This is a genomic window from Alphaproteobacteria bacterium, assembly GCA_030740435.1.
Taxonomy (GTDB): Bacteria; Pseudomonadota; Alphaproteobacteria; order UBA2966; family UBA2966.
The window spans coordinates 1-15,680 of sequence record JASLXG010000144.1 but is presented as its reverse complement, the minus strand read 5'-3'; the positions used below and the strand labels follow the sequence as shown (position 1 = coordinate 15,680).

Below are 15,680 nucleotides of genomic sequence, written 5' to 3'. Positions count from 1 at the left end.
CGGCTCACCAGGTCAAGGGCCAAGGCGGTGCCGGGCCGGCCCTCGAGGCCGGCCACGGCCAGGCGGGCGCTGGCACTGTCGAGCAGCAGCCGTCCGGCCTCGGAGGTTCCGGCGATCACGGCGTCCAGGCGTGCCGGGCCGGGCGAGGCCGGGGCTGCCGGCGGCAGCGGCTCACTGCCGGGCTCGACCAGGCGCACCCCCGGCCCGGCGCCCCCCCGGCCCGGCGCCCGGTGTCAGCTCGAGCATCACCCGGCTACCGACGGCGGCTGCGACGGGCAGGGAAAACGTATCTCCCGCCGTTGTCACGATGGCCCGGTTTCCCTGCTGCGCCACGACCTGCGCTCTGAGGCGGGCACCGGGCTCGGGGATGGGCTGCGAATCGGGCAACGCCACGGCGCTCACCCGTAACGTCAAAGGCGTGCCAATCTCCAGACCGGCGAGCGGCGCCGCGGGCTCGGTTTCCGGCAGCGCTGGCGGGGCCTCCAGCGTCGCCGCCACCACGGTGCCGGCCAGCAGTGGCTGTGGCGTGGCGGGGCTGGGCGCCTCGATGACTTCAAGCTCGACCATGCGGCCGCGCGGCAGGGGACTGACGGTGTCCAGAGCCAGGCGCCGCGAGCCGGTATCGACGATCAGGCGGTTTTCCGCTGCCGCGACGACGCGGCCCTCGATGGGCCTCGCCGTGGCCTCGGCTGACACCACGCGCAGCACCAGCGGCTGGCCGCTGGCCAGTTCCTCGGCGGCGACCTGGCGACCAGGTTGGAGGGCTCTGGGGGAGGCCGGTGGCAGCGCCCGCTGAACGGCTTGCTTTACTGTGGCATCGCGGCTGATGACGTCGAATTCCAGGCGCTGCCCCAGGGCCGCTTCGGCCAGCAGTACCAGGCGGCCGGCCGCTGTCTCGACCTGTACGTGCCGCTCCGACGTCGCCACGACGGTGCCGCTTAGGCGCTCGGGCTGGATCACGGGCTGGGATACCGAGATCAGGCGCAGGGGCGAATTCCTGGTCCGGCGCGACGATGGTGCTGGCGGTCGTGAGGACGCTTTCGGCCCGTGCCACGACGACATTTTCGGCCGCTGGCGGCGCCGTCTCAGGCGGCACGATCTCGGCCTCGATGCGGGCGCCCAGCGCCAGCTCGTGCGGGGTTTGGTCAGGGGGCAGGTTCAGGCTCAGGCGGCCGACATCGCTCTCGACCAGAACCCGTTGCGGCCCGGCGTCGACGACGCGGCCCTGCAGGCGCTCCGCCGGGGCCTCGATTTCAGCGATACGCAGCGCCAGCACCGAGCCCGCCGCCACTGCCGCCGGTGCGGCCGTGATCTCGGTCTCGGCCCGTGCCGCCACCACCTGGTCGATGGCCAGAGGCAGCGCTGCTTGTGGCGGTGCCGCCGGCGGCGCTGTCTCGGCGATCTCCACGGTGATCAGCGTTCCCAAGGCCGGCGGCGTCGATAGCTGCAGGTTCAACCGGCCCGAGGCTGTTTCGAGCACGGCGCTGTTTGCGGCTACCTCGACCACCGTGCCCTGAAGTCTCGGCACCGGCGGCTCCACGGCGGTCACGCGCAGTCGCAAGGGCTGGCCGCTGCCGACGATCTCTGCCGCTACCTGGTGGCCGGTTTCGATGGTGCCGCTGGGCTGCCGTGGGGCTGCGGCGGCGGGGCCGAGAACCTCGAGGTCGAGCCGACTCCCCGGTTCGGCCGTGGCCTCCAGAACCAGCCGTCCCAGCGGCGTCTCGACCTCGGCCCGGTTCTCCGAGGCCGCCACGACGGTTGCCCGCAACCGCAAAGCCGGTGCTTCGAGCGCGACGATACGAACGGCCAGCGCCGGCCCGGTCTCGGGTTGGGCCATGACGATGGCTTCGGGGGTCAGCGGTGCGGGCGCGGCAGGCGGCGGAGCGTCCGTGGTGGCAACGGTGATCCGCGTACCTGGCTCGGCACCGCTAACGGCCAACTCGACGCGGCCCGAGGACGTTTCGATCACGGCGCGGCTTTCCGAAGCCTCGACGACGGTTCCCTGAAGCTGCGGTGCCTCGACCGAGACGACGCGCACGGCCAGCGCGGGGCCGGTCTCGGGTTGGGCCTCGACGATGGCCTCGCGGGCCAGCGGTACGGGCGCGGCAGGAGGCGGAGCGTCGGTGGTGGCAACGGTGATCCGCGCGCCCGGCTCGGCGCCGCTAACGGCCAACTCGATGCGGCCCGAGGCCGTCTCGATCACGGCGCTACTTTCCGTGGCCGTGACGACGGTTCCCTGAAGCTGGGGCGCTTCGACCGAGACGACGCGCACGGCCAGCGCGGGGCCGGTCTCGGGTTGGGCCTCGACGATGGCCTCGTGGCTCAGCGGAACGGGCGCGGCAGGCGGCGGGGCGTCGGTGGTGGCAACAGTGATCCGCGTACCCGGCTCGGCGCCGAACAGGGCCAACTCAAGCCGGCCCGAGGCCGTCTCGACCGTGGCGCGGTTTTCTGAGGCCTCGATGACTGTGCCCTGAAACCGCGGCGCCTCGAGCGACACCACACGCAGCACCAGCGGCTGGCCACTGCCAACGATCTCGGCGGCGACCTGGCGGCCGGGAACCAGGGGCTCCGGGGTGGCCGGCTGTAGGGCGCGGTGCACCCCGGCATCGCGGCTGATGACGTCCAGCTGCAGGCCCTGACCGACCTTGGCCTCGGCCGCCAAGTCCAATTCCCCGATCGGCGTCTCAATCCGCGTGCGTCCTTCAGCCGAAGCCACCACCCGTCCAGCCAGCCGTGGCGGCTCGCCGGTGCTGTCGGAGATCGAAACAATGCGCAGCGTCAGGGATTCCTGCGGCGCCACGATGGTGCGGCCCAGGGTCAGAGCCGTCTCGGCCCGTGCCGCAACCAGTGAACCCAACTCGGTCGTGGCCGACGCCGTTGGATTTGCTGGGTCCGGTGGTGGGGCTACCACCTCCGCCTCGATGCGGGCTCCCAGCGCCGCCCCCGTCAGCGCCAGGGTGAGGCGGCCAGCCGGGGTTTCGATCACAGCCCGGTGTGCAGCGCTATCCACTACGGTGCCCAGAAGGCGTGGCGCCGGCGGCTCGATGGTATTGATGCGCAGGGCAAGGTCGGTGCCGGCGGCGAAGCTTGACTGCCCGACTTTGATTTCCGTCTCGGCCCGGACGGCCACCACGGTTTGTGGAACCAGCGGTGCCGCTGCCGCTGCCCTCGGCGGCGCCTCGGGCACGGTCTCGGCCACCACCCGGGTACCCAGCGGCAGCGGCGCCGAAAGCGCCAGGCTGAGGCGTCCCGATGGCGTCTCGATCACGGTGCGTTTTTCGCCTACCTCGACGACCGTGCCTCGAACTTCGGGTACCGGCACCTCGACTGCGACGACAGGCGCGGCGCTGGCGGCAGTGGATTCGGGTTCCGTGGCGGTAGCGGCGAGGCGGTTTTCCGCCGCCTCGACGACGGGCCCTTGAATCCGCGGGGTCTCGACCGAGACGACGCGAACGGTCATCGCGATGCCGGATTCGGGCTTTTTCGCCGCGACGATGGCGTCGCGGGCCAGCGGCGGCGGTACTGCTGGCGCTGGCGCCTCGGTAGTGGCAACGGCGAGGCGCATCCCCGCCTGGGCGCCCCTGACGGCCAACTCGAGCCGGCCCGAGGCCGTCTCGAGCGTGGCGCTGTTTGCCGCGGCCTCGACGACCATTCCCTGGATTTGCGCTTCCGGGGTCTCGGCCGTTTCGCCCGGCGGCAATTCCACTGCAACCACCCGCACCTCGATGGCGGATCCCGCGCTCAGGCCGAGACGCGGGCCGCTATGTGGTCCGCTTTGTGGCCCGCTTTCAGCCGCCGCGGGCGTGGCGATGACGGTGCCGCCGAGGGTTGTGCCGGGCCTCGGAGGGGCGGTGGTTTCGCGGGGCGCGGTGGCGACGCTTTCCAGCATCACCGGCGTCGAACGCGGCTCGCCGTTGACCGACAGCAGTTCGCCTGCACGCCCGCTTGCAATGAAACGATGCGCAACTCGACGGCATCGCCGGGGGCTACCTTGACCTCGCCGACCAGGCGATGCGCGCTGGCCACCGTCTCGACCACCAACTCGCCGCTGCCACCGCTCACCGTGCCACTGACGGTGCCGCGCAGGACGGCGCCGGGAAGCAGGCCGCTCAGCGCCGTCGAGAGTTTCTCTTGCGGTTTGGCGGCGCTTTCAGGGACTTCGGCCGCCGGCTGGCGCTGCGTCTCGTCGCCAGTTTGGCGATCGCCGGACAGGGGAGCCGGCGAGCCGGGAGGCGTGGTTCCCGGAGGGGGCGCCCCCGGCGGGGTGGAGCTGGGCGGCGCCGGTGGCAGGGGCGGGGCCGTGCTCATAATCGAGCCTTAATCGACAGGCAGGAAGATGAAATTGAAGACATAATCCTGGCGCCGGGCCGGGGCCCGGTGGTGGGCTTCGGGGGAGAAGCGGGATAGTTCGCAAAGCATGCCGCCGATCAGGGTCAGCCCCTGGTAGCCGTAGGCCGTGACGGCCGCCAGGGAGTCCTCGATGGCCCGGCCGCTGTGGGTTTCCTCGATCTCGATCAACAGCACCGGACGATCCCGGGTGATGGTCTCGGCGGCCCCGGCCAGCACCGCCAGCTCGTGGCCTTCGACGTCGATCTTGATGAAGCCGATGTCCTCGAGCCCCTCGTCGTCGAGGCGCCGGCTTTCGACCGCCAGCTCACCGTAGTCCTGCCCCGCCTTGGCCGGCGCCAGGGTGGCGCGCTGGTTGGAGTAGCTCGAGCCGCTGCCGGGCACCCTGAGGGTGGCGGTTTCGCTCCGGTCCGAAAGCGCCACGGGCTTGAGCGTGACGTTGCCCTGGACACCCCGGGCCAGGATGCGGAAGATCTTGGGATTGGGCTCATAGGCGTAGACGTGGCGGGAATGGCGCTGCAGCCAATACGTATAGACGCCCTTGTTGGCGCCCACGTCGATGCTGGCCCGGTGGGCATCGCAGAGGAAGGGCAAAAGCGCCAGTTCGGCCTCGCCACGGCGGCGTTCGCGGTGCGCCCGGAAGCGGCAGTAGAGCCTGGGCGGCAGCAGCGCGCCAAGCAGCCGTTCCTCGAGGCTCGAGGGTGGCTGCCAGGCGGCGGGCGCGGCGCGGTCGTCGTTCATCGCCCAATGTTATCACAGGGTGTCAGACCCTGCGGCGGGGATCGTTTGGGGGTGATTTCAATCACCGTCAATTTGCTGTAGACAGGGCCTGGGCCCGGATGCCTGTGGGAGGGAGCTCGGGGCGGCAAAGCATGGTTGAAGCCTGATGTCCGAGAGCGAACAAACCGTCCTGGTGGTCGACGACGAGAGTCTCAACATCGATCTCATCGAGGCCATCCTGAGCGCGGAGTGCAACGTCGTCAGTGCCGCCAACGGCGGCGAGGCACTGGATTTCGCGGCCGCTGAAAACCCGGACCTTATCCTGCTCGACATCATGATGCCGGCCATGGACGGCTACGAGGTCTGCCAGCGCCTCAAGTCCGACCCCCTTGACCAGCGACATTCCCGTGGTCTTTCTCACCGCGCTGGGCAGGATCGAGCAGGAGGTCAAGGGCCTGGAGATGGGCGCCATTGACTACATCGCCAAGCCCATCAATCCCGAGATCGTCAAGATGCGGGTACGTAACCATCTCGAGCTCAAGCGCCATCGCGACACCCTGAAGACCTTGTCGCTGCGCGACGGCCTGACACCGGCATTGCCAACCGCCGTGCCTTGGACGAGTTCCTCGACCAGGAATGGCGGCGCGCCTTGCGTAACGAGGCCTGGCTGTCGCTGCTGATGATCGACATCGACCACTTCAAGCTGTTCAACGACAACTACGGCCATGGCGCCGGCGACGACTGCCTGATCCGTGTCGCCCGGGCCCTCGAGGCGGCGCTGAAACGGCCGGCCGACCTCTGTGCCCGCTATGGCGGCGAGGAGTTCGCCTGCGTGCTGCCGGAAACCGATGCCGAGGGCACCGCCATAATGGGCGCGGCGCTATGCCGGGCGGTGAGTGATCTGCACCTCGAGCACGAATATTCCCCGGCTGGCGACAGCGTCACCGTCAGCGTGGGCGGCGCCAGTTTCAAGCCCGCCGCCGGCAACGACCCGAGCGGGCTGCTGGAGAGCGCCGACGGCCAGCTTTACGCCGCCAAAAGCGCCGGGCGCAATCGCAGCTTCTGCACCACCGCCGGCTCCTGACAGAGACAAGCGAGGGGCGCGCGGGTGTACCGGCTGGAAACCATTGCCGAGGATTCCTTCTTCATCCAGTTCACCAACGTGGCCTGGCCGGCCTCGGCCAACATTCTCGTGATTGTCGATGACGATGGCCTCAACCTGGTGGATGCCGGCCTCAACGGCGGCGAGACCGCCATCGTGCTGGAGAAATGCGTGGCCGAGCTCGGCTTCGGGCTGGCCGACATCCACAGCATCTACCTCACCCACGGCCACACCGATCACGTCGGCGGCGTCAACTTCGTCAAGCGCTTCGCGGCGCCACGGGTTTTCATCCCGCCCGGCTCCATGGCCGAGGCCTGCGACCCCAAGGTCCAGGAGAACGCCGTGCTGCCGGATTTCGTGCGCACCATCGCGCCCCGGCTCGAGCATTACGATATTCTCGATAATTTCCGCCGCTCCTGTGGCGACTGGGTGCTGGATGGCGAGGAACTCGAGCCCCTCGAGGAGGGCCTCGAGGTGGCTATCGGGCGCTACCGCTTTTGCCTTTACCACACGCCGGGCCACGATGCCGGCCTGACGGTGTTCCATGAGCCCGACCGGCGCATCCTGGTGACCGGCGATCTCTTGCGCGCCTCGCCGCCGGGCAATTCGCTGCCCTGGTATTCCTCCAGCGGCGGCGGCGTGGTGCCCTACCTCGAAAGCCTCGAGCGTGTCGCCAAGCTCGAGGTTGAACGGGCCTTTCCCGCCCATGGCGCGCTGAATGGCGATTTCGCGGTCCAGGTGGAAAAGACCCGGGGTTTTCTGGTGCGCCGCGAGGAACGCATTCTCGAGGAACTATCGCAGGGGCCCCGCACCTGCGAGCAGCTCGACGTGCTGCTCTACAGCCCCATGGCGCTGGAGGTCTGTCCCTGGTATTCCAGCACTACCGAGGCCCACCTCGCCCGCCTCGTCGAGCAGGGCCGCGTGGCCCGCGAGGAACTTGAATATCGTTTGGAAAATGGCGCCTCGCGCCCCTTGCAGCAAGGAGCAGCCGATGACTGAGAATCGTGAACTTTGGCAGTGGAGCGCCTGCGACCTGGCTCAGGCCATCCGCGACAAACGGCTCTCGTGCCAGGATGCCGTGGGCAGCGTGGTTGAACGCATCCGGGCCGAAAACGGCGAGATCAACGCCATCGTCGACGACCTCACGGAAGAGGCCCTGGCCGAGGCCGCCGGGCACGACAGTATTTTGGCCGCCGATGGCCCGCTGGGCCCGCTGCACGGCGTGCCGGTGACGATCAAGGAAAACGTCGACCAAGCGGGCCGCGCCACGCCCAACGGCGTCGCCGCCTTTGCCGGCGTCATCGCGCCCGACGATGCGCCGGTGGTGCGGAATTTGCGAAATGCCGGGGCCATTGTCGTCGGCCGCACCAACACGCCCGAGTTCTCCTTCCGCGCCACCACCGACAATCCGCTGCACGGCCGCACCATCAATCCCTGGGACGAGACGCGCTCGCCCGGCGGCTCGTCCGGTGGGGCCGCGGCGGCCACGGTGATGGGCTTCGGCCCCATCGCGCACGGCAACGACATCGGCGGCTCGCTGCGCTTTCCCTCCCTCGCCTGCGGCACCGCCACGGTGCGGCCGACCCAGGGCCGGGTGGCCGCCTACAACCCCTCGGCGCCCGAGGAGCGCGGCCTTTTGGCCCAGCTCATGTCGGTGCAGGGCGCCATCGCCCGCGAGGTGCGCGACGTGCGCCTGGCCATGGAGGTGCTGGTGCGACCCGATGCCCGCGATCCCTGGCACGTGCCGCTGCCCTTTGGTGGCCCACCGCCGCCATCGCCCATCAAGGTGGCGGTGACGCGCAATGCGCATGGCTATGCCATAGATCCGCTGATCACGGCCGCCGTCGACCGCGCCGCCGGGGTGCTGAGCGACGCCGGATACGCCGTCGAGGAGACCGAGCCGCCGCTGATGCCGGAGATCGCCGAGGCCTGGCGAACCAACACCATGGGCGAGGTCAAGCTGCTGATGGACCCGGCCATCCGCCAGTTCGGCAGCGAGACCATCCAGCGCATGTTCGACGAATACTATGAACTGATGGTCCCGGCCGAGCCTCCGGCACTGATCCGCGCCCTGGCCGATCGCACCCGCCTGACCCGGGCCTGGAACCTCTTTCTCGAGGACTATCCGCTGGTGTTGACGCCTTTCCTGATGCGAACCCTCTATGGCTGGAACGAGGACGCCCAGGGCCCGGAATACATCAAGGACATCTTCGATGCCGCCATCTACAGCTTTGGTATGAATTACTTGGGGCTGCCGGCCGCCGTGGTGCCGACGGGACTCGAGGGCGGCTGGCCGCTGGGCGTGCAGATCATCGGCCGGCGTTTTCGCGAGGATCTTTGCCTCGATGCCGCCGAGGCCATCGAGCGCAGCATCGGCGTGCTGGCGAACACGCTGTGGCGACAGCGCGGTTGACTGGGGCCTGGCCGGAGTGCGGAAAAGTTGACAGGATGGTGGTCCCGTCCCCCCCAATCCACGGATCCCACCATGAGCGATAAGCTTTACGAGCCCTGCAGCTTCGGCACCCTGAAGTGTCCCAACCGCCTGGTGATGGCGCCCATGACACGCTACAAGTCGCCCGGCGGCGTGCCCGGCCCCGACGTCGCGGCCTACTACCGCCGCCGCGTCGAAGGCGGCACCGGCCTGATCATTACCGAAGGCACCACGGTCGATCACGCCGCCGCCTCGGGCAGCGCCGACATCCCGCGCTTTCACGGCGACGATGCCCTGGCCGGCTGGCAACATGTGGTCAATGAGGTGCATGACGCCGGCGGCGTCATCATGCCCCAGCTCTGGCACCACGGCACCATGCGCAAGCCGGGCACCGGCGCCCATCCCGACGAGCCCAGCGTCGGGCCCTCGGGGCTCCTGTTGCCGGGCAAGGAACGCGGCCGGGCCATGACCCAGGCCGACATCGACGACATCGTCGAGGCCTTCGCCAAGGCGGCCGGCGAGGCCCAGCGTCTGGGTTTCGACGGTGTCGAGCTGCACGGCGCGCATGGTTATCTCTTGGACCAGTTCTTCTGGGAGGGCACCAACCAGCGCGACGACGACTATGGCGGCGACCTGGTCAAACGCACGCTTTTCAGCGCCCAGATCACCGCCGCGGTGCGCGCCCGGGTGGGGCCGGACTATCCCATCGTGCTGCGCTTTTCGCAGTGGAAGCAGCAGGATTTTCCGGCCAAGTTGGCGCAAAATCCGGCCGAGTTGGAGGCTTTCCTGGCGCCGCTGATAGAGGCCGGGGTCGACATCTTCCACTGCTCGACGCGGCGCTTCTGGTTGCCCGAGTTCGAGGGCTCCGACCTCAACCTGGCCGGCTGGACGCGCCAGATCAGCGGCAAACCGACCATCACCGTGGGCAGCATCGGATTGGACGACGACTTCATCAACACCTTCACCGAGGGCGAGGCCAAGGTGACCAAGATCGACGAGTTGCTGGCGCGGTTGGAACGCGAGGAATTCGACCTCGTCGCCGTCGGCCGTATCCTCATCACCAATCCGACCTGGCCGCAGTTGGTGCGCGAAGGCCGCTACGATGAGATCCTGCCGTATACCAAAGACGCGTTGGCGACGCTGCATTAGCAGCCAAATAATCCTGCGCCGCGCTATCCCAGCCTTTTCCCCTGGCGGCCGGCCAGGTCCTGGATGAATTGCCAGGCCACGCGGCCCGAGCGGGCGCCGCGGGTGGCGGCCCATTCGATGGCTTGCGGGCGCAGCGTCGCGGCGTCGCCGGCCAGGCCGTAATGCTCGGCGTAGCCCCCGATCATGGTCAGGTACTGCTCCTGGCTGCAGCCATGGAAGCCGAGCCAAAGGCCGAAACGGTCCGAGAGCGAGACCTTTTCCTCCACCGCCTCGGCCGGATTGATGGCGGTCGAGCGTTCGTTCTCGATCATGTCGCGGGGCATCAGGTGGCGGCGGTTGCTGGTGGCGTAGAAGATAACGTTTTCCGGCCGGCCCTCGATGCCGCCCTCGAGCACCGCCTTTAGCGACTTGTAGCTGGTGTCCTCGCTGCCGAACGAAAGATCGTCGCAAAACAGCAGGCAATGCCTGGTGCTGTCGGCGCATAGATGCAAAAGCCGGGGCAGCGAGGGAATGTCCTCGCGGTGGATCTCGACCAGTGCCAAGGCGCCGGCCGTTTCGGCATTGATGGTGGCGTGCACGGCCTTGACCAGCGACGACTTGCCCATGCCGCGGGCGCCCCAGAGCAGCGCGTTGTTGGCCGGCAGGCCCTGGGCGAAGCGGCGCGTGTTGTCGAGCAGGATGTCGCGCACCTGGTCGATGCCGTGCAGCAACTCGAGCTCTACCCTGTTGATCTCGGGCACCGGTTCGAGCCGGCCGCTTTCGGCGCGCCAGATGAAGGCCTCGGCCGAGGCCAGGTCGACGGTCTCACCGGGCGGCGGCGACAGCCGCTCGAGGGCGTCGGCGACGCGCTGTAGCAGGGGGGTGAGGTCGGGGTCGGTCATTTTGGCGTGATCTCGAAATGGCGGGCGGAATAGGGCCGGACCAGGGCCGCGAGACCTTAGCCCGGATTTCTCCCCTGGTCACGGCCTGCGTCGTGCCCAGGTGATGCGATCCGCAAGGAGAAGTCCGAAGAGCGTAGCGGGGCTACGGTCTTCGGACTTCGACGTAGCGGGCGCGCGCCTGGGCGCGATCCTTCGGGCGTCGCTGTGGCGCCGACAGGATGCGTCGAGCTGCTTGCCCGATGTCCCCCACATCGCGCGGCGCAGCTCTCCTACCCTGTCGACGCCACAGCGCCGCGCAGGCCATGACCAGGGGAGAAATCCGGGCTGACACAAGCCGAACCGCCGTCAACCGCGCCGCCACCAGAGACCGCTTGCAAAGCGCCGGGCTGGCGCTATAGTCCGGCCAATCTCGCGGCTCCAGTCCAGGGGATTCAGATGTTTATTTCACCGGCCTACGCCCAGGCCGCCGGTGGTGGCGGCTTCGATATCACGGCGATCATGCCGCTGGTCCTGATCTTCGCGGTCTTCTATTTCCTGCTTATCCGGCCGCAGCAAAAGAAGGCCAAGGAACACCGCGCCATGATCGGTGCGGTGCGCCGCGGCGACACCGTGGTCACCGGTGGTGGCCTGATCGGCAAGGTCACTAAGGTCAACGAGAACGACCGCCTGATCGTCGAGTTCGGCGAGGCCGACAGCAAGATCAAAATGGAGGTGGTGGGCTCGACGCTCTCCACCGTGATGGCCAAGAGCGAACCGGCCGCGGCCAACGCGCCCGGCACCGACGCTGCGGCCTCGGCGACCCAGTCGCAGCCCAGCGGCAGCCTGCTGGACATGCTGTTCGGCAGGAAAAAGTCCGACTAGGGTTTTCCCCTCACCCGGATGCGCAGCTTTCCCACCTGGAAGATCGTCCTCGTCGCCGTCCTCTGCCTTGGCGGCGTGGTGCTCTCGTTGCCCAATTTCCTCAGCCGCCAGAGCGCCGACAGCCTACCCGTCTGGTTGCCGCATTTGCAGGTCAACCTGGGTCTCGACCTGCAGGGCGGCTCGCACCTGCTGCTCGAGGTCGACGTCCAGGCGGTGATCAAGGAACGCCTGGAATCGCTTATCGATGCCAGTCGCTCGGCTTTGCGCAAGGAACGCATCGGCTATACCGGCCTGGGCTTGCGTGATGGCACCTCGATCGGCGTGCGCATTCGTGAGGGCGACAAGTTCGAGCGTGCCCTCGAGGTCATCAAGGACCTGGGCACGCCGCTGGCGCCCAGCCTTTTCGGCGGCGGTGGCGGCGGCAACGACATCGAGGTGGTCGAGGCCGGCGCCGGCCTGATCACCGTGACGCTCACCGAGGCCGCCATCAACGACCGCAAGCGGGCGGCGGTGGAACAATCCATCGAGATCGTGCGCCGCCGCGTCGACGAGGTGGGCACCCGCGAGCCCACCATCCAGCGCCAGGGCGAGGAGCGCATTCTCATTCAACTTCCCGGCGTCAAGAACCCCGACCGCATCAAGCGGCTGCTGGGCAAGACCGCCAAGATGGTGTTCCGCCTGGTCGACCAGACGACCACGGTCTCGGATGCCAAGCGCGGCCGTCTGCCGCCGGGCTCGGAATTGCTCGATGACGATGCCGAACGCACGGCGGCGGGAGGTCCCGTGCAGTACGTGGTGCGCAAGCGCGTCATGGTCTCGGGCGAATCGCTGGTCGACGCGGCGCCCACCTACGACCAGGGCCGGCCGGTGGTCAGCTTCCGCTTCGACGCCGTCGGGGCCAAGCGCTTTGGTGACGCCACCAAGGCCAACGTCGGCCGTCCCTTCGCCATCGTGCTCGACAACCGGGTCATCAGCGCGCCGGTGATCCGCGAGCCCATCCTGGGCGGCTCGGGCATCATCAGCGGCCGCTTCAGCGTGCAGGAAGCCAACGATCTGGCGGTGCTGCTCAGGGCCGGCGCCCTGCCGGCGCCCTTGAAGATCCTCGAGGAGCGCAGCGTCGGGCCCGACCTGGGCGCCGATTCGATCCGCGCCGGCAAGATCGCCAGCATTTTCGCCTTCCTCCTGGTGATGGTCTTCATGGTGGCGGCCTATGGCCTCTTCGGCATCGTCTCGGACGTGGCGCTGTTGGCCAACCTCTTTCTCATCGTCGGCGGGCTTTCTGTACTCCAGGCCACGCTGACCTTGCCGGGCATCGCCGGTATCGTGCTGACCATCGGCATGGCGGTGGACGCCAACGTGCTGATCTTCGAGCGCATCCGCGAGGAAATGCGCACCGGCAAGACGCCCTTCGCGGCCATCGAGGCGGGTTACAAAAAGGCGTTGACCACCATCATCGACGCCAACGTCACCACCCTGATCGCGGCTGTGCTGCTGCTCATCTTCGGCTCGGGGCCGGTCAAGGGCTTCGGCGTCACGCTGGCCATAGGCATCGCCACCTCGATGTTCACGGCAATCCTGCTGACGCGCCTGTTGATCACCATCTGGATGCACCGGCGCCGGCCCACGGCGTTGCCGTTGTAGGGGGGCGGAGCATGTACAAGCTGCGCCTCGTCCCGGCCCGGACCAGCATCCCCTTTTTGCGTTTCCGCCTCATGGCCTTCGCGCTTTCGGGCTTTTTGGCGCTGGCTTCGGTGGTTCTCTTCCTCACCTTGAACCTCAACTACGGCATCGACTTCCGGGGCGGTATCTTGATCGAGGTACGCACGCCCGAGGTGGCCGAGATCGGCCGCATGCGGGGCGCCCTTTCGGGCCTGGGGCTGGGCGAGGTGGCCTTGCAGGAATTCGGCGACCCGCGCGACGTGCTGATCCGGGTCGAACGCCAGGCCGGCGACGCCACGGCCCAGCAGCGCGCCGTCGAAATGGTCAAAAAGGCGCTCGACCGCGAGATCGGCACCGGCATCAGCTACCGCCGCGTCGAGTTCGTCGGCCCCAAGGTCAGTGACGAATTGAAGGAAGCCGGCACCATCGCGGTGCTGCTGGCCGTGTTCTGCATGCTGGTCTACATCTGGTTCCGCTTCGAATGGCAGTTCTCCGTTGGCGCCGTCGTCGCCCTGGTGCACGACGTGGTGCTGACCATCGGCGTCTTTTCGCTGACGCGCCTCGAATTCAACCTCTCGATCATCGCCGCCCTTTTGACCATCGTCGGCTATTCCATGAACGACACCGTGGTCATCTACGACCGGGTACGGGAGAACCTCAGGCGCTATCGCACCATGGAGCTGAAGGAACTGCTCGACGTCAGCGTCAACGAGACGTTGTCGCGCACCACCATGACCTCGGTGACGACGCTGCTGGCTCTGCTGACGCTCTTTTTCTTCGGCGGCGAGGTCATCCGCGGCTTCACCTTCGCCATGATCTGGGGCGTCGTCGTGGGCACCTATTCCTCGGTCTTCGTGGCCGCGCCGGTGCTGATCTATCTCGGCGTGCGCCGCGGCAGCGAGGCCGAGGACAAAGCCGAGGAAACCGGCTGAGCCGGCCCGAACGGTGGCAGAGAGCCGCGTACGGCCGGCCGATTTTCAGCTCATAGAAAGCTACGGCAACGGCGGATTCCGCATCAACGGCCGGCGTCACCAGGGCTCCGTAATCGTCTTCGTCGAGCGCTTCGAGCCCTGGCCGGTGAGCGCTATGGCCGAGGCAACGGCGGATTCGTTGGTGGCCGTGCTGACGGCCGAGCCGCCGCCCGAATTCCTGCTACTCGGCTGCGGCACCGCCATGGCGCCTGTCGACGACGGCCTGCGCCGGGCCTTCGCCAGCCGCGGCATCGTCCTGGAAGTGATGGACACCGGCGCCGCCGCGCGCACCTACAACATGCTGCTCAATGAAAACCGCCGCTTCGCTGCGGCGCTGATTGCGGTGTCGTAAGGGGTTCGGCACCGGTCATCGATTTCTGCCGCCACCCCCTGTACCCTTCATCGTGATCCGAGACGAGCGGGGTTATGCTGCTTGGATCGGGCCAGACTGCCGGGAGCAACCAATCACCCCCTGTGCCACGAGCACCCAGGGAGGACGCGTGTCCCGGTGGGTGGCCATGATGGATGTCCTGTGGGGAGTCTTCTGCGTCAGCGAGCGCCAGTACAGGGATCGGCGGGCATCGCGGCGGCTCGAGATGATCTGCGTCGATGGCGGCGCGGGCCTGCTGGCCGCCCTGCCCATGGTCTATCCCAAAGTCCCCGTCCGGCGCTGCTGGGCGCACAAGATCAGGAACGTGCTGAACAAGGTCAAAAAGGCCGATCACCAGGCCGTCAAGAGCGGCCTCCATGCCATCATCAACGCCAACACCCGCCGCCAGGCGCGCTCGGCCGCCCGTCGCTTCGCCGACAGCTGGCAGAGCACCTATTCCAAGGTCGTCGATTGCCTGCGCAACGACCTCGACGACCTGCTCACCTGCTTTCGTAACAAAACCTTCGAGGAGCGCAAGGCCGTGCGCATTACAAACGCCATCGAACGCCGATTCCGCGAGATCCGGCGCCGTACCCGACCCATGGGCGTCTTCCAGGATCGAACCTCCATGGACCGCATCCTGTTCGCCGTCTTCATTCACGAAAACTCAACCCAGGGAGTGCCTGCCCTCTTCTCCCTGACACAAAACAATTAACGTTGCCCCTGGGCTGCCGTACTGGCAGCAGCAGCGCAACAATTTGATCGCGCCGATCCGGGCCAACGTGGAGCGCATCTTCGGCACCATGAAACGTTCGTACGGTTACGCCCAGGCGCGCGATCGCGGCCTTGAGAGGAACGGCGCTCATCTCCAGCACCTGTGCATCGCCATCAACGTGCGCCGGGCCGAAAAACTGACGGCCTGAAACCTGGAGTCCGTCCCGACCATGCTCATCAGCCAGAAAAAACCGCCGAGCAGGTGGTAAACACCCGATAGCCACTTTGCCCCAGAGGAACTATCCGCTCCATTTCCGCGGATTTCGCTGAGGTCTCCATCGTCCCTTGTGAAAATTTCCAACGTCTATGACAGAGCTCGCGGTTTTGCGGATTAGGCACCTTTCGCATTGCAGGAAATCATAGCTTGGGACGGTGTTTTCTTGCTATTTAGGATTCATTTTTTGGTCGGTTTGTG

At 67.6% G+C, this 15,680-nt stretch carries 15 protein-coding genes and 1 pseudogene; 10 read left to right on the top strand and 6 right to left on the bottom strand.

The genetic code is table 11. The annotated features are described in order from the left end of the window. From QGG75_14645 to QGG75_14625, 5 genes are all read right to left on the bottom strand, one after another. The coding region (locus QGG75_14645; GenBank protein MDP6068470.1) for a hypothetical protein at positions 1–197 on the bottom strand (197 nt) is incomplete at its 3' end. Beyond that, a complete protein-coding gene (locus QGG75_14640; GenBank protein ID MDP6068469.1) occupies positions 172–567 on the bottom strand; it encodes a hypothetical protein in 396 nt (131 codons plus the stop codon). The genes QGG75_14645 and QGG75_14640, both read right to left, overlap by 26 nt. Beyond that, positions 554–3,715 (bottom strand): hypothetical protein, encoded by a 3,162-nt coding sequence (locus QGG75_14635; protein ID MDP6068468.1) that lies wholly within the window; start codon positions 3,713–3,715, stop codon positions 554–556. The genes QGG75_14640 and QGG75_14635 overlap by 14 nt, the downstream gene beginning before the upstream one ends. A gap of 173 nt (positions 3,716–3,888) precedes the next feature. Beyond that, a complete protein-coding gene (locus QGG75_14630; GenBank protein MDP6068467.1) occupies positions 3,889–4,062 on the bottom strand; it encodes a hypothetical protein in 174 nt (57 codons plus the stop codon). Between the two features lie 255 nt (positions 4,063–4,317). Continuing rightward, entirely contained in the window at positions 4,318–5,088 is a 771-nt protein-coding gene (locus tag QGG75_14625; protein MDP6068466.1) for an FkbM family methyltransferase, read from the bottom strand. 145 nt (positions 5,089–5,233) lie between these two features. On the opposite strand from QGG75_14625, the pseudogene QGG75_14620 reads away from it, so the two are divergent. The 4 genes and pseudogenes from QGG75_14620 (at position 5,234) to QGG75_14605 (ending at position 9,749) form a co-directional block, all read left to right on the top strand. Beyond that, positions 5,234–6,151: pseudogene (locus QGG75_14620) on the top strand (diguanylate cyclase). Between the two features lie 24 nt (positions 6,152–6,175). Next, positions 6,176–7,168, top strand: coding sequence for an MBL fold metallo-hydrolase (locus QGG75_14615; protein MDP6068465.1), 993 nt, complete (start codon positions 6,176–6,178; stop codon positions 7,166–7,168). After that, complete coding sequence (locus QGG75_14610) at positions 7,161–8,582, top strand: amidase family protein (GenBank protein ID MDP6068464.1); 1,422 nt, start codon at positions 7,161–7,163, stop codon at positions 8,580–8,582. Before QGG75_14615 ends, QGG75_14610 begins: the two co-directional genes overlap by 8 nt. A gap of 72 nt (positions 8,583–8,654) precedes the next feature. Continuing rightward, the gene (locus QGG75_14605) at positions 8,655–9,749 is read left to right on the top strand and encodes an NADH:flavin oxidoreductase (protein MDP6068463.1); all 1,095 of its coding nucleotides are present in this window, start codon (positions 8,655–8,657) and stop codon (positions 9,747–9,749) included. A 23-nt stretch (positions 9,750–9,772) separates the two neighbouring features. Here QGG75_14605 and QGG75_14600 read toward each other — a convergent pair whose 3' ends face one another. Further along, the gene (locus QGG75_14600) at positions 9,773–10,630 is read right to left on the bottom strand and encodes an ATP-binding protein (GenBank protein MDP6068462.1); all 858 of its coding nucleotides are present in this window, start codon (positions 10,628–10,630) and stop codon (positions 9,773–9,775) included. A gap of 435 nt (positions 10,631–11,065) precedes the next feature. On the opposite strand from QGG75_14600, the gene yajC reads away from it, so the two are divergent. The 6 genes from yajC (at position 11,066) to QGG75_14570 (ending at position 15,414) form a co-directional block, all read left to right on the top strand. Continuing rightward, entirely contained in the window at positions 11,066–11,491 is a 426-nt protein-coding gene (gene yajC / locus QGG75_14595; GenBank protein MDP6068461.1) for a preprotein translocase subunit YajC, read from the top strand. 18 nt (positions 11,492–11,509) lie between these two features. Beyond that, positions 11,510–13,132: a protein translocase subunit SecD gene (gene secD, locus QGG75_14590; GenBank protein MDP6068460.1), complete on the top strand. Its 1,623-nt coding sequence runs from the start codon at positions 11,510–11,512 to the stop codon at positions 13,130–13,132. Positions 13,133–13,143: 11 nt separating this feature from the next. After that, complete coding sequence (gene secF / locus QGG75_14585; GenBank protein ID MDP6068459.1) at positions 13,144–14,082, top strand: protein translocase subunit SecF; 939 nt, start codon at positions 13,144–13,146, stop codon at positions 14,080–14,082. Positions 14,083–14,095: 13 nt separating this feature from the next. Continuing rightward, positions 14,096–14,473 carry an Mth938-like domain-containing protein gene (locus tag QGG75_14580; GenBank protein MDP6068458.1) on the top strand — a complete coding sequence of 126 codons (378 nt, stop codon included), beginning with the start codon at positions 14,096–14,098 and terminating at the stop codon, positions 14,471–14,473. A 148-nt stretch (positions 14,474–14,621) separates the two neighbouring features. Continuing rightward, on the top strand, positions 14,622–15,206 hold the full coding sequence (locus QGG75_14575) for a transposase (protein ID MDP6068457.1): 585 nt from the start codon (positions 14,622–14,624) through the stop codon (positions 15,204–15,206). Positions 15,207–15,219: 13 nt separating this feature from the next. Next, positions 15,220–15,414: a transposase gene (locus QGG75_14570; GenBank protein MDP6068456.1), complete on the top strand. Its 195-nt coding sequence runs from the start codon at positions 15,220–15,222 to the stop codon at positions 15,412–15,414. Positions 15,415–15,680: the final 266 nt, after the last annotated feature.